This is a genomic window from Sphingomonas canadensis (assembly GCF_026013525.1).
Classification (GTDB): Bacteria; Pseudomonadota; Alphaproteobacteria; order Sphingomonadales; family Sphingomonadaceae; genus Sphingomonas; species Sphingomonas canadensis.
The window spans coordinates 369,464-390,539 of record NZ_JAPDRA010000002.1; the positions used below are offsets into that span (position 1 = coordinate 369,464).

Here is a 21,076-nt window from a genome sequence, read left to right on the forward strand (position 1 = left end):
ATTTCCAAACAAACTCTGGCCCGCCCGGCGGCGGCGAAAGGAGACGGAGATGCGAAGGACGACGATCGCCGCCCTGATGGGCGCAATGGCCCTGGCGCTTGGCGCCTGCGGCGGCACCGGCGAGGAGCCGGCCGCCAACACCGCCGGTGAAGCCGAAGCCGAAGCCAACGCGCTGGGCAACGATATCGGCGGCAACGCCGCGGAGGCGGGCAACGTCACCGCCAAGGTGCTGGCGATGAACGATTCGCTGCGCAACATCACGCTGGTGCGTGCGCTGATCGACCTCGACCTGCCGTGCGAGGGCGTCCTCAAGTCCGAAAGGATGGACGATTACGAGGGGCTGCCGGTGTGGCGCGCCCAGTGCAAGTCGGGCGACTATTATCTGATCAGCATCGATCCGGGCGGGATCGCCCATGTGCGCTCGCGCCCGCAGCGCTGATCGCCGGCGGCATCGCGCCGCTAATCCGGATCGTTTTCGAACGGGGCGGATCAGATACTCAGGGGTTCAAGCGATCCGGGAAAGGGAAGGGGCGGCGCCCGCGATCGCGGACGCCGCCCCCTCTTGCTTCAGCCCGGCTGCGCGTCAGAGCGCGACGACGCCGCCATCATTCTTGGTGATGATCGCGATCGCCGAGCGCGGGCGCACGGTGGCGCCGGCGCTGCCGCTCGCCTGGCTGGCCGGCCAGTGGCTGGAGGGCGCGGCCGGCGTGCCGTTCTCGCCCGGATGCTGGATGCCGACGAACAGCGTGCGGCCGTCCGGCGTGGTATCGACGCCGGTGATCTCGCACTCGACCGGGCCGACCAGGAAGCGCTTCAGCGTCGCCGCGGTGGCGGGGGCGCCGACGCGGGTCGCCTGGGTGGCGGTGGCGCCGCCCGATCCGGTGTTGGTGATCGTGCGCGCGCCGCCGTCGCCGACGGTGCCCGGCATCGCCGCCAGCATCATGCAGTTGGTGACGTCCGTGTAGGCGCCGTCGTCGGTCTGGATCCACAGGACCGGCTTCACGAGGCCCGATGCGTTCTGGGGACGGCCGAACCACAGGCCGTCCGGGCTGGAGAAGTCGTTGTCCGCGGTCAGGCCGGAGATGTTGATGTTGGCCGGATCCAGATCGGAACCCGCGCCGAACAGATAGATGTCCCAGGTGAAGCCGGTGGCGGCGGGATCGTCGCCGGTCTCGCGCAGGCGGATGATGTGGCCGTTCGGGTTGCCGAACTGGTTGGTCGCGCCCTTCGGGTCGTTATAGTGGCGCGGGTTGGCCGCATCGGTGCCGTTCAGCGGACGGACGCTGGCGTTGTTGTTGGTCAGCGTCAGATAGACCTCGCCGTTCACCGGGTTGACGGCGGTCCATTCCGGACGGTCCATCTTGGTGGCGCCCAGCGCATCGCCCGCCAGGCGCGCGTTGGCCAGGATGTCGGCCTGGTCCTGGAAGACATAGACCGGATCGGCGCCCACCGCGGGGCGATCCGGCACCGATCCGAACACCAGCGGCAGCCAGTTGCCGGTGCCGTCGGCATTGAACTTCGCGACGTAAAGCGTTCCGGCATCCAGATATTTGTCGCCGATCGCGATGCGGTTCGCGGCCTGGGCGTCGGCATCGCTCCAGGCAACGTTCGAGACGAACTTGTAGAGATATTCGCCGCGCGCGTCGTCGCCGAGATAGACGGCCAGCTTCTTGCCGGCGATCGTCTTGCTCAGCCATGCGCCTTCATGGCCCATGCGGCCGAGCGCGGTGCGCTTGCGCGGGGCGATCGTGCGGTCATAGGGGTCGATCTCGACCACCCAGCCGAACTGGTTGGCTTCGTAGCGATAGTCGCCCGTGCCGTCGGCCGGCTTGGTGGTGTCCACGGTCAGGTCGAAGCGGCGGAAGCTGGTGTTCGCCGGATCGGCGGGGACGACGGTGGCCCAGCCATAGCTGCCCGCGGCTCCCTGAGAGATGCCATAGCGGTTGAGCTGGGTGACCTCGCGCGCGGTGCGGTTGGCATTGTCGCCGGCGCCGCGCTTGAAATAGCCCGCCCAATTCTCTTCGCAGGTCAGGTTGGTGCCCCAGCCGGTGTGGCCATTGGCGCAGTTGTTCAGCGTGCCGCGGCCCGCGGTGCCGTTGGTCGAATAGGCGGTCTTGAGCAGTGCGCTGCCCGCGGCCGGGCCGGAGAAGGTGGCCGGCGTGTTCGGCGTCACGCGGCGGTTGAAGCTGCTGTTCTGCACATAGGACCAGGAGCGGTTCGCGCCCTCGACATATTCGACGACGCTGACGCCGTGGCACTCGATCTCCTTGATCGCCTCCGCCTCGGGACGGATGCCGCCCGGCGCGGTGGGGCCTGCAGGGTGCAGGTACTGCTGGTTGATGTTCTCATGGTTCTGCACGATCAGCCCGCGGAACGAGCTGTTGTCGTCGCGGCCGCCGGCGGTGTTGAGGCCGTACCAGTAGAGCGCGTCGCCATGATCGCCGATGCGCTGCGCGTAGTTGCCGTCGGTGCCGTCGTTGGCGAAGGCAGCCACGCCGGTCGCGATCGGATCGCCCAGGCGCGCGCCGATCTGGACCTTGTAGCCGGCCGGAACGGTGACCACGTCGAGCTTGTTCTTGGCGACCGCGGTGAAGCCGAGCGCCGCCGGCTGGATCGTGACCGTGGTGTCGACGGTCACGACGTTCCCCGAATCGTCGGTTACCGAGGTGCGGAACACCAGCGGGGTGGCGGCGGAAACGGCCGGGGCGATGAAGTTGCACTCCGCGGTGCCCGCGTTGACCAGCGTGACCGCCGGGCCTGAGAGCTGCGAATAGCTGTAGCCGGTGATCGTGCCGTTGTCATAGGCGGTTGCGGTGAGCGTCACCACGTTGCCGGCGCGCGCGGTTCCTGCCTGGCCGACCGACATCGCAGGGGCCGGATCGGCCGGCAGCGCGCTGTTGTCGCACCCGGCGAGCATGGATCCGCCGAACACCGCCGCGGCGGTGGCAACCGCGCCGCTGCGCAGCGTCTGACGGCGCGAATAGCGCTGGGCGACCAGATCGTTGAGGGTCGGGCCTGCGGTGAGGTTGGTATCGACGTCGCCGTCGGTGTAGCCGAACTGGATATCGCTGGAATTGCTCATCGGGTTCCCCTGTCAATCGAATCGAAGCCGCCGCGCGAACGCCGCGCCCGGACGCGCTCTCCGTGGGAGGGGGGGGTGACTTGCTGATGCGATTCCTGTTTCGCGACGGAGACTGTTTCGCGGCAGTTTGATGAGCGGGACGCCAAAGGACGCGCGGCTTTGCCTAGCGGCCCGCCGCGCGCTAGGGGGCGCGGCGATGGATGCGCCCCCGAACGATTCCCCCAGCCACAGCCTTGCCGGCCGGATCGCCGCCGCGGCACGGGCGATGCTGGCCCACGGCGAGGCCGCACCGCCGCCCGGCAGGCGCGACTGGATCGTGGCGGGCGCGCTCGCAGCACTGATCGCCGCGGGGCCGCTGGTAACGATCGCGGGCGCCAAGCTGATGGCTGGGGCCGCGCGTGCGGATGCCCGGCGGATGACGGAGGCGGCGGCGCCCCGTATCGCCGCGCGCGATGCGGCGGCGCGCGACCGGCGGGTGCTGGCCGCGCTCGTCCGCCGTGCGGGGGCCGGCGCCACGCTGGAGGCGCTGGCCAAGGCGCTGCCGCCGGAGGCGCGGGTCCAGTTCATCGCGCGCGGCGCGGACGGCCGGATCGAGGCCGATGTCGCCGCGCCCGATCCGGATGCGCTGCGGGCCGCGATCCGTGCTGAGCCGCTGCTCGCCGGGCTGCGCGATGCGGGCCAGCGCCAGGCCGATACGATGATGATCGTCTCGCTGAAGGAGCTGGCGCAATGAAGGTGCCGCCGCTGGCCGTGGGGGCGGGCGCGGGCCTGCTGCTCGCGCTGCTGCTCGCGCCCGCCACGGGCGGCGCGCTGGGCGATCTTTCGCGCGCACGGGCCGATCGGGCCAAGGCTGCGGCGGACGCGGCCGTTCCCGCGGGTCCGCAGCCTGCTCTGGTGGCGCCCGGCCTGGTGACCGGTGAGGCGGCGGCGCTGGTGGCGCGGGTGCGCGCGCGGGCCAAGGACGGCGGCGTGCTGGTGGAGGAAGCGGCGGAACTGCCGGTTCAGGGGGCGCTCGCCCGCGTCCGGTTGCGGCTTTCCGGGCCGGAGAAGGCGGTGCTGGCGCTCGCCGATTCGCTGGAGCGCGAGCCGCCGCTGGTGCGGCTGGCCGCATGGCGGATCGATCCGATCGAGGGCGGATTGCGGCTGACGGCCGAGGCCGTGGCGGTGCGGCAATGATCACGCGGCGCGAGATGGCGGCGCTGGGCGCGGCGGGGCTGGCGGCGGTGGCGATGCCGGTGCTGTTGCTGCTCCCCGGCGCGGGCGGAGCGCCCGCAAAGGCGCCCGCGGCCCCCGCCGGGCCGTTGACGGTCACCGCCGGGCCGGAACTTGCGTTGGTCTATCAGCGCCCGCTGTTCGCCGGAGCGCCTGCGGGCGAGGGCGCGGCCGGCGAGGCGCCCGCCGATGCTCCGGCGCTGGTGGGCATTGCCGGGCGGCTGGATCAGGACGCGGTGGCGATGGTGCGCACCGCCGACGGATCGACGCGCAACCTGGCGGTGGGCGAGAGTGTCGACGGCTGGAAGCTGGAGAGCCTGGCGATCGACGCGGCCTTCTTCACGCGCGGCAGCGAGCGCGTGCGCGTGGCGCTGCCCGAAGGCGAATAGGGCGGCTCGGGCTACCCCGCGCCGCTCAGTAGATTCCGTCGATCTCCACCGTCAGCCGCGGCGTGGGCGGCTTGAGCAGCAGCCCGCCGGACTTGCCCAGGTCCAGTTCGTCGGAACGCAGCCGGGCGTATTTGGACTTGGCGACCGCGGCGGCATCCTCCGGCGATCGCAGGATCGTCGGCTTCAGGAAGATGAACAGCGTGCGCTTGTTGCGCGTCTCGCGGCGGCTCTTGAACAGCTCGCCGACGATCGGGATGTCGCCCACGATCGGCACCTGGCGCTTGGCCTCCATATAATCGTCGGAGACCAGGCCGCCCAGCACGATTGTCTGGCCGTTGTCGGCCAGAACGGTGGTGGCGATGCTGCGCCGGTTGGTGATCAGGTCCGAAGCGCTGACCGTCAGGCCGGTGGCGATCGACGAAGCCTCCTGCACCACCTCCAGCCGCACGACCTCGCCCGCGTTGATGCGCGGGATGATGCGCAGCGTGATGCCCACGTCCTTGCGCTCGATCGTCGTATAGGGCGTCGCCGAATTGGTGTCGGTCAGAATCGATCCGGTGACGAACGGCACGTTCTGGCCCACCACGATCTCGGCCGGCATATTGTCCAGCACCGTGACCTGCGGCGAGGACAGCAGGTTCGCCTTGGTGGAAACGCCCAGCGCCTGGACGAGGATGGAGAAATTGTCGCCGAACGCGATGTTCGCGCTCAGCCCTTCGCCCAGGATCGCTCCGGCGGGCACGTCCAGCGCGCTCAGGATCTGGCCCAGCGACGGGCCGGCGTTGGAGAAGGAGGTTCCCGCGCCCTCTACCGCGTCGAGCACCGCGCCCGAGGTGCCGAGCTGGACGCCGAGCTGTTCCGCGTCGTCGCCGGTGATCTCGGCGATGGCGGCCTCGATCATCACCTGGGGGCGGCGCACGTCCAGATCGGCGATCAGCGGCTCCAGGCCTGCGATCGCGGCGGGGGTTCCGCGCACGACGATGGCGTTGAGCTCCGGGGCGGGCTGGATGTTCAGCTCGGGCGTGGAGAAGCCCTGCGGCGCGGCGGCAGGCGTGCCGGACGCCGCCGCCGGGGCTGCGCCCCCCAGCGCCTGCACCGCGCCGGACTGCGCCGCCTGGTTGGCGAGCGCGTTGCTGGCGGCCAATGTCGAGATCGGCGAGGAGGAGCCGGAGCTGCGATTGAACTGCGACAGGCGGCTTCCGCCCGGCGCGAGCGAGCGCGCGACCGGATTGCTGGCGCCGTCCGACTGGCCCAGCACGCCGCGCAGCACCTCGGTCACCGATTCGGCGTCGGCATAGTTCAGGCGGAACATCCGCGTGATCGGGGTGGCGCCGCCGGGCTGATCCAGCGTGGCCGCGATCTTGCGCGCCTCCGCGACGGCGGCGGGCATGCCGCGCACGATAACGGTGTTGCTGCGCACGTCCGCAGCCACCCGGACGCTGCCGCCGCCCGCCGTGCCGTCCGACAGGACGTTTTGAAGCGCCTGGGCCACATCAGGGGCGTTGCCGTTGCGCAGCGTGATCGCCGCGAAGCTGGTGCCGCCGCCGCCATCGAGCTGGCGGGCGATCGCCTCGATCCGGGCGACATTGTCGGCATAGTCGGTGATGACGATAGCGTTGGGATTGGTCAGCGGCTCGACGCTGCCGAAGGTGGCCACCAGCGGACGGACGACGCGCGCAACCTCGGCCGCAGGCACGTTGGCCAGGCGCACCATCCGCGTCGTGAGCTGCTGCCCCGCCGCCCCGCGCGAGGGGACGCCGCCTTCGCGCACCGCGTTGGCGGCGGGCACCACGCGCCAGGTGCGGCCCGAACGTACCGCCGCCCAGCCGTTGGCGCGCAGCACGGATAGGAACAGCTCCCATACGCCGCCCGGCGTCAGCGGGGTGGAGGAGGTGACCGTCACCGGCCCCTTCACCTGCGGGTCCAGGATCAGCGTGCGCCCGGTGATGCGCGAGACCTGATCGGCCACGTCGGCGATCTCCACGCCGCGCATGTTGATGACGACATCGGCCGATTGCGCGGCCTCCTGCGCCAGCGCAGAGGCGGCGAGCAGCATGGGCTCTACGGCCATCGCGAGCAGCGCGGCCAGGGCTATCGAGGAGCGAATCGGTTGCACTGGCGTCTCTTCTACCTGAGCGGGATCGTGATGGTGAGGCGATTGCCGCCGCGCGCGACCTGGACCGTCGCCGATCCCGCCGATTGCGCGGCCGAGAAGGCGGCGCCCGCGGCGGTGGGATCGCTGAGCGGCGTGCCGTTCACGGAAAGGATGACGTCGCCGGGCTCCAGTCCGGGCACCGCGGCGGAATTGATGCGGAAGCCGCCATCGGCGCGCGTCGCGCCCAGCCGCTGGAGCAGCGGGCCTACCGGATCGGCGGCGGCCGGGGCTGCCTTGATCACAGGCGCAGGCGCGGGGGCGGGCGGCGCGTTGGGCGTTCCCGGCGCTGGCGCGGCGGGCGCCGCACCAGCCCCGGCGGGGGGCTGCTGCGCCGGATCGGGGAACGCCAGATATTCGGCGCGGCCGCCGTTGCTGAGGATCACCCGGTCGCGAAGGATCGACTGGATCGTGGCGCCCGCGACATTCTGGCCGATTGAAAAGGGGGCGGGTGGCTGGCCGTTCACCGCGATGAAGGCGGCGGACAGGCTCTGCGGATCGGCCGCGACGATGCCATGGAGTACCAGCGGCAGCGCGGTGGGCTGGGATGCGCCGCCGTCCGCCGCCTTGCCGAACGGGGCGGTGTTCACGGAGGGGCCGGGGCCTGCCGCAGCGCCGCCGCCCTTGGCCACCATGGCGGGCGGCACCGGCCCGGTTCCGGCATGGCCCGCGATCCGCCAGGTAAGCCCGGCGAGCGCCACCGCCACCGATACCACCACCGCAGCGGTGAACAGCGTGACCGCCAGTCCGGCCTGGCGCGGCGAGAGTTTCGGGAGCGGCATCATGTGCGCCTTCCGTCGACGAAGCCGTCGAGCGATGCAAGCGGCGCCTGATCCCCGGTGCCGAACACACGGATGCGCACGCGCTCGATCTCCGGATCGTCGGTGCGGTCGCGGGCCACCTCGACGCGCCATTGGCGGCCCAGCATCTCCACCTGAGACGCGGGCTCGCCGGCCTCGCCCAGCTCCAGCTCGGCCATGCGGTTCTCGGCGACCCACATCGCCGTCTGGCGCAGTTCCAGCCCGCGCGTCGAATCGACGTGCGATTCCACCGCGCGCATCAGGCCCACCGTGGCGATGGCCAGCACCGCCAGCGCCACCAGCGCCTCGATCAGCGAGAAGCCCGAATCGCCCTGCGCGGGCGGCGGCGCGGAGGGGGAGGGCGACCTCATGACGCGGGCACCGCGCTGGCGGTTGCCGTGATGCCGTCGAAGGCGACGCGCCAGGTCTGGCCGCCCGCCTCGATCGTGGCGGTCACCGGCTGGCCCGATCCGTCCGCACCCAGCATCACGGGCGGCTTGGCGTCCAGCGTCATCACCATGCCCGCGGGCAGCCGGTGGAAGCCGAGCGGGCCGCGCGTGCGCTGGGTGAGCTTGCCGTCCGCCACATCGGCGAAGCCATAGCCGTCCTCGGCGACGGTGAACGCGATCAGCCGGTCGCCCAGCATCGCGTCATCGCCCGCGGCCTGGAGCTGGGTGGCGAGCCGGTGGGCCTCGGCCTCCGCGGTCGGCGCGCGGGTGGCGGCGCCGATGCCCAGCACCGCCGCGCCGGAGATCACGCCGATGATCGCCAGCACCACCAGCATCTCGACCAGCGTGAGGCCCGCTTCATCGCGGCGGATGGCGCGGCCCCCCGGCACCGGCCGTTACTGGCCCTGCTCGACGATGTCCGCGTCGGAACCCTCGCCGCCCGGCTTGCCGTCGCGGCCCAGCGAGGTGATCGTGTAGCCGCCGCCCTGCCGCGCATAGACGTAATCGCGGCCCCATTTGTCCTTCGGCGCGTCCTGCACATAGGCCCGCCAGGCGGGCGGGGCCGGGGTGGGGGCGGCGTACAGCGCGTTCAGACCCTGCTCGGCGGTGGGATAGTCGCCATTGTCGAGCCGGTACATCGAGAGCGCGGTGCGGAGCGTTTTGATGTCGCTCTTGGTCGCGGTGACGCGCGCCTCGTCCGGCCGGTCGATCACATTGACCACCACCAGCGTGGCGACGATGCCGATGATGACCAGCACGATCAGCATCTCGATCAGCGTCAGCCCGGCCTCGCCGTGCCCGTGCCGCTTGCTCTTGTGGACGCGCAATGTCACGCTGTCCTTGAATTGTCTCAAACCTGTGCGCATCGCTGACCCATGCGTTCCGTCCATGAAAGCAATGTTACAGCCGGATCGGCAATTGGCGCACGCGATTCGCGCGCCAGCGGCCTTTGGTCGGCCTCCGCCGGCGGCGTGATCATAGCCGCTGGGCCGGGTCCCGCAATCGCGCTGGTGCCCAGCGAGCAGGTAACGCTGCTTTCGGTGGAGCTTCCGCTGAAGAGCGCGGCGAAGCGGATCGCGGCGCTGCCCTTCGCGATCGAGGAGCGAATCGCCGAGCCGCTCGAATCGGTCCACCTCGCCCTGGGCGCCCCGCTGGGCGGGGACCGCTATCTGGCGGGCGTGGTGCGGCATGAGGTGATGCGCGGCTGGATCGCCGGGCTGGAGGCGGCGGGCGCGGGCGAAGCGGCGCTGGTGCCCGATGCGCTTTTGATGCCGCCCGCGTCCGGAGGCGGGTGGAACGTGCGGCTCGCCGCGGGCCGCGCCACCGTGATGCGCGACGACGGCACCGGTTTCGCCTGCCCCGAATCGCTGCTGCGCACCGCATGGGAGGCGGCGGGCCGCCCGCGAATCAACGCGATGGGCGATCGTCTGCCCGATGACATGCAGACGGCGTTCAACCCCTTCGATCCCGGGCCGGAGCATCTGGCGCTGGCCGCGATCACGCTCGATCTGCGGCAGGGCGCCTATGCCGCGCGGCGGCCGGTATCCTCGATCGGCAGGCGCGTCGCCTGGGTGGCGGGGATCGGCCTTGCCGCGCATGCCGCGATCCTGGTCGCCGACACGATCGCGCTGGGCGTGATCGCGGACCGGCGCGAGGCGGAGACGCGCACGCTCGCCGCGCTGGCGGCGCCCGGCGCCCCGCTCGGCGACGATCTGGCGGCGTCGGTGGCGGCGATGCTGCCGCGCGGCGGCGGGGCGGGGGGAGCGCAGCAGACGTTCCTGCCGCTGGCCGACCGGGTGTTCGCGGCGATGGCCCCGCTGGGGCCGGTCAGCCTCAGCGCGATGCAGTTCGCCGACAACCGGCTGACGCTCGATTTCGCGGCGCCCGCGCCGGCCGATCTGGCCGCGCGGCTGCGCGCCGCTTTCGCCTCGGCCGGGGTGAAGGCAGAGGTGGCGGAGACCGGCGGCGCGGTCCGCGTGACGGCGGCCGGCGCATGAGCCGCTTCACCACCCCGCCCGCGCTCAGCGCCGCCGCCGCCCGATTCGCCGCATGGTGGGCGGAGCGATCCCCGCGCGAGCGCGTGATGCTGGGCGTGCTCGGCGCGATCCTGCTCGCGCTGCTGCTGTGGTTCGGCGCGGTACGCCCAGTGCTTTCGGCGCGCGCGCAAGCGTTCGAGGATATCCGCACCTATGAGACGCTGAGCGCGCGCATCCGCGCCGCCGGCAAGCTGACGCCCGGCCAGCCCGGCGGCACGGCACCTGTCAGCGGCGCGCCGGTTCAGGCGGTGACGGCGATCGCGAGCGCCCATGGCGTGGTCGCCACCGTGGAGCCGCTGGGCAGCGGTGCGCGCGCCACCGTGGCCGACGCGGGCTATGACGCGGTGATGGCCTGGATCGCCGAGGTGGGCGCCACCCAGCCGTTGCGCGTCACCAAGGTGTCGGTCCAGCGCAGGCCCGCCGCGGGCCGCGTTTCGGCCAGCGTGGAGTTCGCGCCATGAACGAGGCCGCCCCGATCGCGGAGGCCGCGCCGCAGCTTCCCTATGGCTATGCGCGGCGCAACGGCGTGCTGCTGCGCGCCGGGGCGGGGGGCGTGGTCGAATGCATCCACCGCGCCGGTCTGCCGCTCGATGCCATGCTGGAGGTGCAGCGGATCGCGCCGGGCGCGCGCTTCGTGGCGGTGGCCGATGCCGAATTCGATCGCGCGCTGGGCGAATCCTATGCCGGCGGCGCCGCCGCGGACATGGACCTGGGCGATATCGATCTGGCCGCGCTGGCCGAGGGCGTGGCGGGCGTGGACGACCTGCTCGACACGCGCGACGATGCGCCGGTCATCCGCCTGATCAACGCGATCCTGCTGGAAGCCGTGAAGGAGGGCGCGTCGGACGTGCATGTCGAGACGCAGGAGAAGCGGCTGGTGGTCCGCTTCCGCGTCGATGGCGTGCTGCGCGACATGGTGGAGCCGCCGCGCGCGCTGGCGCCGTTGCTGGTCAGCCGCATCAAGGTGATGGCCAAGCTGGACATCGCGGAGAAGCGCGTGCCGCAGGACGGCCGCGTCACGCTGCGCATCGGCGGGCACGATGTCGACGCCCGCGTCTCGACCATCCCCACCCAGCATGGCGAGCGCGTGGTGATGCGCCTGCTGGAAAAGGGATCGATGCGGCTCGATCTTTCCGCGCTGGGGATGAGCGAGCGTGACCGCGAGCTGTTCGGCCGCCTGCTGGAGCGTCCGCACGGCCTGCTGCTCGTCACCGGCCCGACCGGTTCGGGCAAGACGACCACGCTCTATGCCGCGCTCAACCGGCTGAACGATCGCAAGCGCAACATCATGACGGTGGAAGATCCCATCGAATATGAGCTTGCCGGTATCGGCCAGACCCAGGTGAACCCGCGCACCGACCTGACCTTCGCGCGCGGCCTGCGCGCCATCCTGCGCCAGGACCCCGACGTGATCATGGTCGGCGAGATCCGCGACCAGGAGACCGCCGAGGTGGCGGTGCGTTCCGCGATGACGGGCCATTTCGTGCTCTCCACGCTGCACACCAACAGCGCGGTGGGATCGGTGACGCGGCTGATCGACATGGGGGTGGAGCGCTATCTGCTCGCGCCGATGCTGGTGGGGCTGGTGGCGCAGCGGCTGGTGCGGCGGCTGTGCCCCGAATGCCGGCGCGAGGATGTGGCGAGCATGGCCGATGCGATGCTGCTGGGCGGCGTGCTGCGCCCCGGCAACGCGATCTGCCGCGCGGCGGGATGCCCGGCCTGTCACGGCGAAGGCTATAAGGGCCGCGCCGGGGTCTATGAGGTGGTGGCGGTGGACGACGCCTTCCAGCAGCTCGTCCATGAAGGCGCGTCCGAAGCCGTGCTGGAGAATGCCGCGCGCGAGGCGGGGCCGGGGCTGCTCGAAGACGGCGTGGAGAAGATCCGCGCCGGGCTGACCACCGTCGAGGAGGTCGCCCGGGTGGTGCGCGATGCCGAATAGCCTGCCGGTCTTCGTGCGTTCCGGGAGGGTCTGATGCCCGCCTTCGCCTATAAGGCCGCCGACAGGGGAGGCGCCACGCGCAAGGGTGTGATCGAGGCGTCGAGCCCCGCCGCCGCGCGGGCGATGCTGCGCGATCAGGCGCTGCTGCCGCTGTCGGTCGAGCCTGCGGGCGAGCGGCGGGGCGGGGCCATCGGCCTGCCCTTCCTGCGCCGCGGCATCAGCGCGCGCCAGCTCGCCACCGTGACGCGCCAGATCGCGACGCTGGTCGGCTCCGACATTCCGGTGGAGGAGGCGCTGCGCCTCGTCGCCACCCAGTCCGAACAGGCGGCGGTATCCACGCTTCTGCTGGAGGTGCGCGGCGCGATCCTGGACGGGCGCGGCTTTGCCGCGGCGCTGGGCAATCATCCGCGCGCCTTTCCCGAATTCTACCGCGCCTCGGTGGCGGCCGGGGAGGCTTCGGGTAAGCTCAGCCATGTGCTCAACCACCTCGCCGCCTTCGTCGAGACGCGGCAGGCGAACAGCCAGAAGCTCCAGCTCGCGCTGCTCTATCCGGCGCTGCTGGCGGTCGCGAGCTTCGGGATGATGGCGCTGCTGCTGGTCTATGTGGTGCCGGACATCGTCAAGGTGTTCGTCTCGCGCGGGGCGGAGCTGCCGCTGCTCACACGCGCGCTGATCGCGGTCAGCGGGTTCCTGCGCGATTGGGGGCTGTGGCTGCTGCTGGCGCTGCTGCTGGGCGCGGCGGGCTTCGGCCGTTGGGTGCGGGTGCCCGCCAACCGGCTGAGGCTGCACCGTTTCTTTGCCGAGCGCCGGCCGATCCGCCGGTTCAGCCGCCAGTATAACTCGGCGCGCTTCGCGGGTAGCCTGGCGACGCTGGTGGAGAGCGCGGTGCCGCTGGTCGATGCGCTCCACGCCGCAGCGGCGGTGACGCCCAACCATTATGTCCGCGAACGCGCGCTGGGCGTGGCGCAGCGCGTGCGCGAAGGCGCCAGCCTGCGCACCGCCATGACCGAGGCGGCGGTGTTCCCATCGATGCTGGTCGCGATCGTCGCCAGCGGCGAATCGAGCGGCAAGCTGGCCCCCGCGCTGGGCCGCGCCGCCGACGAGCTTCAGCGCGAACTGGATGTGCTGGTGACCGCGCTGGTGGCGCTGGTGGAGCCGCTGGTGCTGCTGATCATGGGCGGGCTGGTGCTCACCATGGTGCTGTCGATCCTGCTGCCGATCATCAACCTGAACAGCCTGGTGGGCGTGTAGGGGCCCGCCGCCCTACATCCGCCCTTCGATCGTGGTGCCGCCGCGCGCGCCCAGGAAGGGCATGGCACGGGCGCCCTCGTCGGTGACGGTCACCGCCAGCGTGCCGTTCTCCTTCAGCCGTGCGTCGATCAGCGTCTTCAGCCGCTGGGCGGCGGGGGCCACGCGGATGCGCGATTCGGCGCCGGTCTTCTCGGCGGTCAGCACCAGCGCGGGCATGGCGGTGGCGGCTCCGCCCGCGCGCGCCCGGCACGATCCCGGCTCGCTCAGCGCGCGGCCCGACAGCATCCGTTCAGCGCCGCGCGCGACCACGCGATCGAAGCTCAGCTGTCCGGCCAGGTCGCAGGCGAAGGGCAGGCCCGGCTGCACCACATCGAGCAGCGCGGCGTTGGCCGTTCCCTCCACCTTGTCGAAGGCGACGCTGCCCGGCCCGGCCAGCGCGCGGCCGGCCAGCGCCATCCCCGGCCCCTCCGCCTGCCAGTCCGCCGCGAAGCCCAGCCCGGCGATCGAGCGGAGCGGCGCCCATTGCCAGTGCAGCGCCGCCATGCCGTTCACGCCCACCGAGCCGCTCCACACCGTCCCCGATACGCCGCTGCGCCACGGATGATTCTTGAACACGACGCCCGCCGGCATGGTGACGATCAGCGCGACGGCATAGGAGGCTATGCCCAGCAGCCCGAAGCGGATAAGACGCCCCCGCGCCCGATCCCGTGAATCCCGAGTCGCCGATGCCCCAGCCGAACCTGAATCGCCGTCAGTTGCTGCGGCTTGCGCGGTCCGGGGTGATCGCATCGGCGGCATTGGGCGTTCCCTCGCTGGCTCTGGCTGCGGGCACCGAGAAGAAGGACAAGCGCCCGGTCGCCCTGCTGGTTCCGCTCAGCGGCGCGCGGGCGCGGCTGGGCATTAGCATGCGCCAGGCCGCCTTGCTCGCGGAAAACAGCGCCTATGTGCGCGTATTCGATACCCAGGGGACAGCGGCCGGCGCCGCGGCAGCGGCCACGGCTGCGCTCAAGATCAAGCCCGCGATGCTGCTCGGCCCGCTGCTGGCGGAGGAGGTGCCCGCGGTTTCCTCCACCATCGCCGGGCGGGTGCCCGTCATCGCCTTTTCCAACGATGCCGTGCTGCGCCAGCCGGGCACCTTCATCTTCGGCATCACCGCCGGGCAGGTGACCAGCGCGGTGCTGCGCTATGCCCGCGGCCGGGGCGTGCGCAGCGTCGCGGTGCTCGATGACGGCAGCCCATGGTCCGCCGCGGCCGCGCTCGCCGCGGGCCGGATGGAAGCCGAGCTGGGTATCCGCATCCACGTCCAGCCGTTGACCGAGGCCCTGCCGGGTGGCGATGCCGCGCCGGATGCGGTGCTGCTGCCCGGATCGGGCGAGCCGGTGCTGGCGGTGGCGCGCGGCCTCAAGGATTCGGGCGTGCAGTTGCTCGGCACGCTCCAGGCGCTGGATCACCGGCCGGACGCGCTCGCCGCGCTCGACGGCGCATGGCTGGCCAGCCCCGATCCCGCCGCCTTCGGCACCTTCGCCAGCGAGTTCGCCGCGCGCAACGGCGGCGCCCCCGGCGCGATCGCGGCGCTGGCCTATGACGCCGCCGGCATCGCCAACGCGCTGCGCGCGTCGAACAGCCTCAGCGCCGACGGGCTGCTGGCGAGCAAGGGCTTCCAATGCGTTACCGGCCCCGTTCGCTTCCGCACCGATGGCAGCGTGGCGCGCGATTTCGCGATCGTGATGGCGGGCGCCGAGGGATACCGGCCCGTCGCGGTGAGCTCTGGCGCGTGAGGAACGGCCCGCCCGGGAGCGGGGGCGAACAGGGCTTCACGCTGATCGAGCTGATCATATCGCTCGGCCTGTTCGCGCTGATCGCGGTGGCGGGGCTGGCGATGGTGGACGGCATCCTGCGCGTGCAGGGCGGCACCGAGGCGAAGCTGGACCGGCTCGCCGCGTTCCAGCGCACCGTGGCGGTTGTGACATCGGACCTGGATCAGATCGCCGCGGGCCGGGTGGCGGGGGAGGGGCCGGCGCTCAGCTTCACTCGCTCCGCGCCTGGTGCAGGAGGGCCGCCGCTGGAGGTGCGCTATCTGCTCGCAGGCGGCGCGCTGGTGCGCCAGGCCGGGCTGATGCCCCAGCCGCTGCTGGACGGCGCGAGCGAGGCGCGCTGGCGCTTTCGCGGCGATTCCGGCTGGGTGGAGAAATGGCCCGCGAGCGCGGAGGAGGCCGATCGCCGCCCGCGCGCCATCGCGCTGGAGATGCGGACGCCCGAGGGGCTGCTGCGCCGGGTCGTCGTGCTCCCGTCGCGCGCCGAGGACCTGGCCGGTCCGAACGCCGGAGGCCCGCGATGAGGGCGCCGCGCGACGACGAGCAGGGCATGATCCTGATCAACGTGCTGATGTTCGTCGCGATCGCCAGCGGACTGGTGCTGCTGCTGATCACGCGCGAGGAGCTGGCGCTCGATCGGGGCCTGCGCATGCGCGAGGCGGCGCGCGCGCTGGCGGTGGCGCGCGGCGGCGAGCTATCGGCCGAGGTGGCGCTGCGCCGCGATCTGGAGCAGGCGCCGGGGCAGGATCATGCGCGCGAGCCATGGGCCGAGCTGTCCGAACGCGGCGCGGCGATCGAGGGCGGCACCTTCGACCTGGCCATCGCCGACGCGGAGGGGCGCTTCAATGTCAACTCGCTGCGATCGGGGGAGGCGGGCGCGCTGGTGCTGTTCCAGACGATGGCGCGCGAGGTGGGCATCGACGACAAGGACATCGAGGCGATCATCGCCTTCGTGCGGCTGAAGGGGCCAGTCACCGACCTGCGCCCGCTGCGCCTGCTGGGGCTCGATCCGGTGGTGCTGGCGCGGATCGAGCCGCTGGTCACCGCGCTGCCCGGCAATACCAGCGTGAACCTGAACGCCGCGGACGAGGCGATGCTGGCGATCCTGTTCCGCGATCCCGCCGTGGCGCGGCGGCTGGCGGCGCTGCGTGCGCGGCAGGGCTTCCTGACCGCCAAGGATCTGACCGACGCGAACGTCACCATCCCCTGGGGCACCTCGTTCCGCTCGACCACCTTCTGGGTGCGCACGCGCGCGACGATCGGCGGCACCAGCCAGCAGCTCGCCACGCTGATCCGCCGGGGCTTCGATGGCGACGGGCGTCCGCTCGCGCTGCCGGTAGCCCGCTGGCGCAACGCCGCGATCCCGCGCGAGGCGCCGGATTATCCCGCGAAACGCTGAGCAGCCGTAAAGGCCGCGCGAAGCAGCCGGAAAACCCCATGCGGGCGTCCGAAATGCTGATCCGCGCAGGCGGAAATGGTCGGGGAGAGAGGATTCGAACCTCCGGCCCCTGCCTCCCGAAGACAGTGCTCTACCAGGCTGAGCTACTCCCCGACGGAGCCCGGTCCTGATGCCTTCGGGGGCGGACCGGTCTAGCTTGGAGCGGCGCCTATAACGGGGCGATTGCGGGTGCGCAAGCGGCTTGGGGCGTGGTTTTCCGCAAGAAATCGCGATCGGCGGGCGTCAGGGGGGCGGGGCGGCCGCGGCGGCGCCTCAGCCGCCCCGTGCCACGCCCAGCGCGGCCGCGACGCTGGTGAACTTCTCGCGCGGGGAGCCCTCGCGCGCGGCGGCGACCTCGGCCGCCTCGATCTTCTGCCAGTCGCGGAAGGTGACCACCTCCACGCCCCGCGCCGCCAGCAGCGCGTCGAGCGCCGGGCGGCCCTGCTTCCCGCTGCCGGAGCCGATGTCGGCGGCGATCTTCTCGACGATGCCGATGCCGTCGGGCCTGTTGGTGCCGATCGTGCCGGTCGGCCCGCGCCGCGCCCAGCCGACCGCGTAGAGCCCCGGCAGCACGCGCCCCTCGTCATTGGCGAAGCGGCCCGCCGTCTCGTCATAGGGCACGCCGGGGATCGGCGGGGTGCGATAGCCGATGCAGCTCACCACCAAGCTGGCCGGGATGGCATAGGTCTCGCCCGTGCCGCTGGCGCGGCCGGAGGCGTCGAGCGCGGTGCGCTCCACGATCACGCGCTCCACCTTGCCCTCGCCCTCGATCGCGACGGGCATGGCGAAGAAATCGAAGATGATGTGGACGTTCTTGCGCGGATCGCTGGGCGCGGCGGCGAAGGCGCGCAGGTGCGTCACCGATTTGCGCTGGCCGGGCTCCAGCATCGCATCGTCCAGCTCCTCGGGCATGTCGGCGGGATCGACGATCGGCTGGGCGCGCTGGAGCTCGCCGAGTTCGCCCAGCTCCTTGGGCGTCATCGCGATCTGGTGCGGCCCGCGGCGGCCCAGGATGGTGATCGTCTCGATTCGAGCCTGCTGGAGCGTTTCCAGCGCGTGGCGGACGATGTCGGATCCGCGGAACTCCCCCTCGGTCTTCGCCAGGATGCGCGCCACGTCGAGCGCGACGTTTCCGTTGCCGATCACCACCGCGCCCGGGCCATGGAGCAAGGGATCGAGCCCGGCGAAATCGGGATGGCCGTTGTACCAGCCGACGAAGGCGGCGGACCCCACCACGCCCGGCAGGTCCGCGCCTGGCACCTCCAGCGGGCGATCGAGCGGTGCGCCTGTCGCCAGCACCACCGCGTCATAGAGGCCGCGCAGCTCGTCCACGGTCAGGTCTTCGCCCACCGTGACGTTGCCGACGAAGCGCACATTCTCGCTGAGCGCCACCGCCTCGTAGCGGCGCGACACGCCCTTGATCGACTGGTGGTCCGGCGCGACTCCGGTGCGGATCAGGCCATAGGGGACGGGCAGCCGGTCGATCACGTCGACGCGCACGTCTTCGCCGAAGGTCTTCTGACAGGCTTCGGCGGTGTAATAGCCGGCGGGGCCGGAACCGATCACTGCGATATGGCGCATCGCCCTCTCCCGGCGTTTGCGCCGATGGTAGCGAAGGCGCGGCGCGGGGCAAGGCCCCCCGCGGGAAGGTGCATTCGATGGGAGGGCGGGGCCGCCATGGGCAGCCCCGCCGTCCGCATCAGATCCCGCCGAGGCGCTGGACCAGCTTCGTATAGGCGTCGAGATAGGCCAGCACGAGCACCTGGCCGATGTCGGTGTTCTGGTAGCTGGAGCCGCCGGCCGCGGCCAGGCCGCCCCACCAGCCGGCACCGCCGCCGCCGCCGAAGCCGATGTCGGTCTTCCGCGCATAGCCTTCGACCACATATTCTTCGGTGGTGCGCGTATCGACCATCGAGAGGGTGACGTTGGCTTCCTTCTTCTTCACGTTGATGCCGCCGGCGATCGCGCCCACGGTGCCGCCGAACAGGCCGCCGGCGATGCCGCCCAGGTTGAAGCCGCCGGAGTTCTTGTTGGAGGAGACGATGTCCGGCTCCAGCAGGTAATCGGCGGCGCGCACCTGGCCCTTGCCCATGTTCGAGCCCTTCTGCAGCTCGCCGCTCTCGGCCAGCGCACGCTCCATCGCGCGGCTCTGCATCGCGCGGCCGCGGTTCACCAGCGTGAAGCAGCCCGATTCCTGCACGAACACCTTCAGGATCGCCTCGGGCGAACCCAGGTTCAGTTCACGCCACCACTGCTTTTCCGGCTCGACCATGGCGATCGTGCCCAGCACGCGGGTACAATGCGGCATGGTGGCCTGCTTCTTCTCCTGCGCCTTGCGGCCGGAGGAAGCGCCCTTGGTGGTGCCGTCCTTATTCTGCTTGCCGGAGGACATCGACTGCGCCTGCGCCGGAACGGCGGCGACCGACAGTGAAAGCACTGCGGCCGCGGTGGCGAGCATCAGTTTACGCATCATTCTCTCCCCAATCGAAACACGCGGAACAGGGCGCGAGGGGCAGGACAGGGGGCCAGCCCGACTCCCGCGCAGCCATGATCGCCGCCCAGCCTAGCAGAGGTGACGGCGGCGGAACAATGGGGCGGATGAGGGGGGTGGAGCGGCGGCACCGCAAGCGGGCATGTCTTGCGCCCCTTCCACAACCCGGGCTGCTCCTGCTAACCCGCCGGATATGACCGCCGGCATGCGCGAAATCCGTCACCTCCCGGGTATCCGGCCGCTTATCCGGCATATCGGCGTGGCGGGTCCATGCCTGGCGCTGCTTCGGGCCGCGACACCATTTCGGATAGTTTCAGGCGAGGGTTTCATGCGCGTATTTCTGGCCGTTGCCGCGATCCTTATCGGTGTGTGCGGCACGCCGGCTGCGGCGCAGAAATGCGATCTCGGCAGCGCCAGGAAGCCGCTGCTCGGCGAGAGCTTTCAATTGCCCGACGGTACCCGCTTTCGGGAGGCCTATGTCCGGATCAGTTGCACCAGCCAGGGCCGGGCCTGGGCCGGGCTTGCCGACGCCAGCGGCAAGCTGTTGATCCCCGCCCAATATCACAGCGTAACCGTGCTGACCCGGACCCTGGCCGCGGTGCAGCGCCCCGACAAGGCCCGCAGCCTGCAGGATTGGCGCGGCTTCCCCTATCATCTGTACGAGATCGGCAAGGGCGAGCGGAAGGAGGCGCTCTCCTGGGCTCAGCTCTCGACCTTCGACTGGAACGGTATGCGCACGCCCTTCGCCTGGGGCGATGCGGCCCGCCCGAACGAGGTCGCTCTGATCCTGGGCGATCTGGCCAATCCCGCCCGCATCGCCAATCTGGGCGGCAAGGGCTGGCCCGCCGATGCGAGCTGGCTGTATCAGGTGAAGGGTACGCTGATCGCGAACTTCACCGCGCCCGACGGCACGGCGCTCAGCCGCGTCCTCAACATGCGCGGGGAGCCGGTTTCGCCCGCCATCGGCGCCATCGAGCGCTGGGAAACCATTTCCCCGGAACAGGGAAGGACCCTGTGGCAGTGGCGGCGGAACGGCCGCTATGATTATCCCGTGCTCGCCGTCGACTATCTGTCGGCTATCCTCACCGGCGATCATGCGGTGTTGCCCTATGGCAAGCTCTATCAGCCGATCGGGCCTGGCGGAGAGCCGCTGCCGCTGCCCGCGGGCGCGATCGGCGTGTTTCCGCTGCGGCTGGATACGCATCCCTGGTCCGGCTCGACGACCCAAGGCTGGGCGATCGTCGAGGAGACGCCGCAGGGGCTGCGCGTCCGGCCGGGGCTGGGCACGCTCCAGTCCGTACTCGCGCGGGCGGGCACGCTGCCCGTCTACACCGGCCTGGCACGCCATATCGAGCGCAGCGGAAGCGACGATACCCAGCGTTGGGTGGACGTCTTCGCCGTGCGTGCGGCGGGCGATCCGCTCTGGCGGATCATCGACGCGCAGACCCTGGGCAAGTCGTCGGCTGACCCGGCCGGATCGACCGGCGTCAACGCGCGCGATGCGCTCGGCAATCTGGCCGCCGATCGAGAGGCGGCGCGGCGCAATTTCGCGGCCCAGCGCGAGCGCGATCGCCTCGCCGCCACCCAGCGATCGAACAAGGAACTGGAGGATCGCCACCAATGGCTGCTGTCTTCGGGCAGGATCTGCGAATGGTCGCCGGGCGGCGAACTGCGCGGCGCGAAGACGGTCAACTATATGCTGGCCAATTGTCCGATCGCGAGCGACGCCTTCTTCAACTATGCGCGCAGCACGGGCGGCGATCCCGGGCTGATCAGCAAGGCGGAATTTGCCTATTGGGAGAAGCGCGGCCGGTATGCGGCGCCGGTCCCTGCGGCGCCGCGCGACATCTATGCCACGCCCAACTGGGCTGCCTGGGGCGACGCGATCGTCAAGTCGGCGCGCGAGAGCACCGACACCTTCATCCGAGATCGCAAGCGCGAATACTACCGGAACATGGAGGACTGGAACCGGGGCAAGCAGAACTGGTGCTGCTGACGGCGGTTTCGGCGTCCCTTGCGCCGC

The 21,076-nt window shown here is 71.3% G+C and carries 21 protein-coding genes and 1 tRNA gene; 12 read left to right on the forward strand and 10 right to left on the reverse strand.

Annotation, left to right across the window (positions count from 1 at the left end):
• The first annotated feature begins 49 nt into the window (after positions 1 to 49).
• The gene (locus tag OM513_RS06765) at positions 50 to 439 is read left to right on the forward strand and encodes a hypothetical protein (protein ID WP_264943390.1); all 390 of its coding nucleotides are present in this window, start codon (positions 50 to 52) and stop codon (positions 437 to 439) included.
• A gap of 144 nt (positions 440 to 583) precedes the next feature.
• Here OM513_RS06765 and OM513_RS06770 read toward each other — a convergent pair whose 3' ends face one another.
• Positions 584 to 3,082 carry a PhoX family protein gene (locus OM513_RS06770; protein WP_264943391.1) on the reverse strand — a complete coding sequence of 833 codons (2,499 nt, stop codon included), beginning with the start codon at positions 3,080 to 3,082 and terminating at the stop codon, positions 584 to 586.
• Positions 3,083 to 3,278: 196 nt separating this feature from the next.
• On the opposite strand from OM513_RS06770, the gene OM513_RS06775 reads away from it, so the two are divergent.
• Genes OM513_RS06775 through OM513_RS06785 form a run of 3 tightly spaced genes read left to right on the forward strand, consistent with a single transcriptional unit; the run spans position 3,279 to position 4,683 of the window.
• The gene (locus OM513_RS06775) at positions 3,279 to 3,815 is read left to right on the forward strand and encodes a hypothetical protein (RefSeq protein ID WP_264943392.1); all 537 of its coding nucleotides are present in this window, start codon (positions 3,279 to 3,281) and stop codon (positions 3,813 to 3,815) included.
• Positions 3,812 to 4,258, forward strand: a complete 447-nt coding sequence (locus tag OM513_RS06780; RefSeq protein ID WP_264943393.1) for a hypothetical protein — start codon at positions 3,812 to 3,814, stop codon at positions 4,256 to 4,258. The genes OM513_RS06775 and OM513_RS06780 overlap by 4 nt, the downstream gene beginning before the upstream one ends.
• Entirely contained in the window at positions 4,255 to 4,683 is a 429-nt protein-coding gene (locus tag OM513_RS06785; protein ID WP_264943394.1) for a hypothetical protein, read from the forward strand. Before OM513_RS06780 ends, OM513_RS06785 begins: the two co-directional genes overlap by 4 nt.
• 25 nt (positions 4,684 to 4,708) lie before the next feature.
• Here OM513_RS06785 and gspD read toward each other — a convergent pair whose 3' ends face one another.
• Genes gspD through gspG form a run of 5 tightly spaced genes read right to left on the reverse strand, consistent with a single transcriptional unit; the run spans position 4,709 to position 8,938 of the window.
• Complete coding sequence (gene gspD, locus OM513_RS06790; protein ID WP_264943395.1) at positions 4,709 to 6,754, reverse strand: type II secretion system secretin GspD; 2,046 nt, start codon at positions 6,752 to 6,754, stop codon at positions 4,709 to 4,711.
• Between the two features lie 56 nt (positions 6,755 to 6,810).
• Complete coding sequence (locus OM513_RS06795) at positions 6,811 to 7,617, reverse strand: type II secretion system protein N (protein ID WP_264943396.1); 807 nt, start codon at positions 7,615 to 7,617, stop codon at positions 6,811 to 6,813.
• Entirely contained in the window at positions 7,617 to 8,006 is a 390-nt protein-coding gene (gspI, locus tag OM513_RS06800) for a type II secretion system minor pseudopilin GspI (RefSeq protein ID WP_264943397.1), read from the reverse strand. The genes OM513_RS06795 and gspI overlap by 1 nt, the downstream gene beginning before the upstream one ends.
• On the reverse strand, positions 8,003 to 8,473 hold the full coding sequence (locus tag OM513_RS06805; protein WP_264943398.1) for a prepilin-type N-terminal cleavage/methylation domain-containing protein: 471 nt from the start codon (positions 8,471 to 8,473) through the stop codon (positions 8,003 to 8,005). Before OM513_RS06805 ends, gspI begins: the two co-directional genes overlap by 4 nt.
• Positions 8,474 to 8,479: 6 nt before the next feature.
• Entirely contained in the window at positions 8,480 to 8,938 is a 459-nt protein-coding gene (gene gspG / locus OM513_RS06810; protein ID WP_406701367.1) for a type II secretion system major pseudopilin GspG, read from the reverse strand.
• Between the two features lie 63 nt (positions 8,939 to 9,001).
• On the opposite strand from gspG, the gene gspL reads away from it, so the two are divergent.
• Genes gspL through gspF form a run of 4 tightly spaced genes read left to right on the forward strand, consistent with a single transcriptional unit; the run spans position 9,002 to position 13,310 of the window.
• Positions 9,002 to 10,081 carry a type II secretion system protein GspL gene (gspL, locus tag OM513_RS06815; RefSeq protein ID WP_264943540.1) on the forward strand — a complete coding sequence of 360 codons (1,080 nt, stop codon included), beginning with the start codon at positions 9,002 to 9,004 and terminating at the stop codon, positions 10,079 to 10,081.
• Positions 10,078 to 10,581 (forward strand): type II secretion system protein M, encoded by a 504-nt coding sequence (locus OM513_RS06820; RefSeq protein WP_264943399.1) that lies wholly within the window; start codon positions 10,078 to 10,080, stop codon positions 10,579 to 10,581. Before gspL ends, OM513_RS06820 begins: the two co-directional genes overlap by 4 nt.
• Positions 10,578 to 12,059: a type II secretion system ATPase GspE gene (gene gspE / locus OM513_RS06825; RefSeq protein WP_264943400.1), complete on the forward strand. Its 1,482-nt coding sequence runs from the start codon at positions 10,578 to 10,580 to the stop codon at positions 12,057 to 12,059. The genes OM513_RS06820 and gspE overlap by 4 nt, the downstream gene beginning before the upstream one ends.
• Positions 12,060 to 12,092: 33 nt before the next feature.
• Positions 12,093 to 13,310, forward strand: coding sequence for a type II secretion system inner membrane protein GspF (gene gspF / locus OM513_RS06830; RefSeq protein ID WP_264943401.1), 1,218 nt, complete (start codon positions 12,093 to 12,095; stop codon positions 13,308 to 13,310).
• Positions 13,311 to 13,322: 12 nt separating this feature from the next.
• On the opposite strand, the gene OM513_RS06835 is transcribed toward gspF, so the two are convergent.
• Complete coding sequence (locus tag OM513_RS06835) at positions 13,323 to 13,940, reverse strand: hypothetical protein (protein ID WP_264943402.1); 618 nt, start codon at positions 13,938 to 13,940, stop codon at positions 13,323 to 13,325.
• A gap of 149 nt (positions 13,941 to 14,089) precedes the next feature.
• Between OM513_RS06835 and OM513_RS06840 the strand changes: the two genes are divergently transcribed.
• Genes OM513_RS06840 through OM513_RS06850 form a run of 3 tightly spaced genes read left to right on the forward strand, consistent with a single transcriptional unit; the run spans position 14,090 to position 16,523 of the window.
• Positions 14,090 to 15,088: an ABC transporter substrate-binding protein gene (locus OM513_RS06840; protein ID WP_264943403.1), complete on the forward strand. Its 999-nt coding sequence runs from the start codon at positions 14,090 to 14,092 to the stop codon at positions 15,086 to 15,088.
• Positions 15,085 to 15,648, forward strand: a complete 564-nt coding sequence (locus tag OM513_RS06845) for a type II secretion system protein GspJ (RefSeq protein ID WP_264943404.1) — start codon at positions 15,085 to 15,087, stop codon at positions 15,646 to 15,648. The genes OM513_RS06840 and OM513_RS06845 overlap by 4 nt, the downstream gene beginning before the upstream one ends.
• The gene (locus OM513_RS06850; protein WP_264943405.1) at positions 15,645 to 16,523 is read left to right on the forward strand and encodes a type II secretion system minor pseudopilin; all 879 of its coding nucleotides are present in this window, start codon (positions 15,645 to 15,647) and stop codon (positions 16,521 to 16,523) included. Before OM513_RS06845 ends, OM513_RS06850 begins: the two co-directional genes overlap by 4 nt.
• Before the next feature lie 76 nt (positions 16,524 to 16,599).
• Here OM513_RS06850 and OM513_RS06855 read toward each other — a convergent pair.
• From OM513_RS06855 to OM513_RS06865, 3 genes are all read right to left on the reverse strand, one after another.
• Positions 16,600 to 16,676, reverse strand: a tRNA-Pro gene (locus tag OM513_RS06855).
• A 159-nt stretch (positions 16,677 to 16,835) separates the two neighbouring features.
• Complete coding sequence (locus OM513_RS06860; protein WP_264943406.1) at positions 16,836 to 18,143, reverse strand: FAD-dependent oxidoreductase; 1,308 nt, start codon at positions 18,141 to 18,143, stop codon at positions 16,836 to 16,838.
• A 118-nt stretch (positions 18,144 to 18,261) separates the two neighbouring features.
• On the reverse strand, positions 18,262 to 19,032 hold the full coding sequence (locus tag OM513_RS06865; RefSeq protein WP_264943407.1) for a CsgG/HfaB family protein: 771 nt from the start codon (positions 19,030 to 19,032) through the stop codon (positions 18,262 to 18,264).
• Positions 19,033 to 19,381: 349 nt separating this feature from the next.
• Here OM513_RS06865 and OM513_RS06870 point away from each other — a divergent pair, with 349 nt between their 5' ends.
• Positions 19,382 to 21,049, forward strand: a complete 1,668-nt coding sequence (locus OM513_RS06870) for a hypothetical protein (protein WP_264943408.1) — start codon at positions 19,382 to 19,384, stop codon at positions 21,047 to 21,049.
• Positions 21,050 to 21,076 lie beyond the last annotated feature (27 nt).

Bases quoted from the DNA above. Each gene is read 5' to 3' on its own strand.
- OM513_RS06765 (WP_264943390.1), top strand. From the start codon at position 50: ATGCGAAGGACGACGATCGCCGCCCTGATGGGCGCAATGGCCCTGGCG.
- OM513_RS06770 (WP_264943391.1), bottom strand. From the start codon at position 3,082: ATGAGCAATTCCAGCGATATCCAGTTCGGCTACACCGACGGCGACGTC.
- OM513_RS06775 (WP_264943392.1), top strand. From the start codon at position 3,279: ATGGATGCGCCCCCGAACGATTCCCCCAGCCACAGCCTTGCCGGCCGG.
- OM513_RS06780 (WP_264943393.1), top strand. From the start codon at position 3,812: ATGAAGGTGCCGCCGCTGGCCGTGGGGGCGGGCGCGGGCCTGCTGCTC.
- OM513_RS06785 (WP_264943394.1), top strand. From the start codon at position 4,255: ATGATCACGCGGCGCGAGATGGCGGCGCTGGGCGCGGCGGGGCTGGCG.
- gspD (WP_264943395.1), bottom strand. From the start codon at position 6,754: ATGGCCGTAGAGCCCATGCTGCTCGCCGCCTCTGCGCTGGCGCAGGAG.
- OM513_RS06795 (WP_264943396.1), bottom strand. From the start codon at position 7,617: ATGCCGCTCCCGAAACTCTCGCCGCGCCAGGCCGGACTGGCGGTCACG.
- gspI (WP_264943397.1), bottom strand. From the start codon at position 8,006: ATGAGGTCGCCCTCCCCCTCCGCGCCGCCGCCCGCGCAGGGCGATTCG.
- OM513_RS06820 (WP_264943399.1), top strand. From the start codon at position 10,078: ATGAGCCGCTTCACCACCCCGCCCGCGCTCAGCGCCGCCGCCGCCCGA.
- gspE (WP_264943400.1), top strand. From the start codon at position 10,578: ATGAACGAGGCCGCCCCGATCGCGGAGGCCGCGCCGCAGCTTCCCTAT.
- gspF (WP_264943401.1), top strand. From the start codon at position 12,093: ATGCCCGCCTTCGCCTATAAGGCCGCCGACAGGGGAGGCGCCACGCGC.
- OM513_RS06835 (WP_264943402.1), bottom strand. From the start codon at position 13,940: ATGCCGGCGGGCGTCGTGTTCAAGAATCATCCGTGGCGCAGCGGCGTA.
- OM513_RS06850 (WP_264943405.1), top strand. From the start codon at position 15,645: ATGAGGGCGCCGCGCGACGACGAGCAGGGCATGATCCTGATCAACGTG.
- OM513_RS06860 (WP_264943406.1), bottom strand. From the start codon at position 18,143: ATGCGCCATATCGCAGTGATCGGTTCCGGCCCCGCCGGCTATTACACC.
- OM513_RS06865 (WP_264943407.1), bottom strand. From the start codon at position 19,032: ATGCGTAAACTGATGCTCGCCACCGCGGCCGCAGTGCTTTCACTGTCG.
- OM513_RS06870 (WP_264943408.1), top strand. From the start codon at position 19,382: ATGCGCGTATTTCTGGCCGTTGCCGCGATCCTTATCGGTGTGTGCGGC.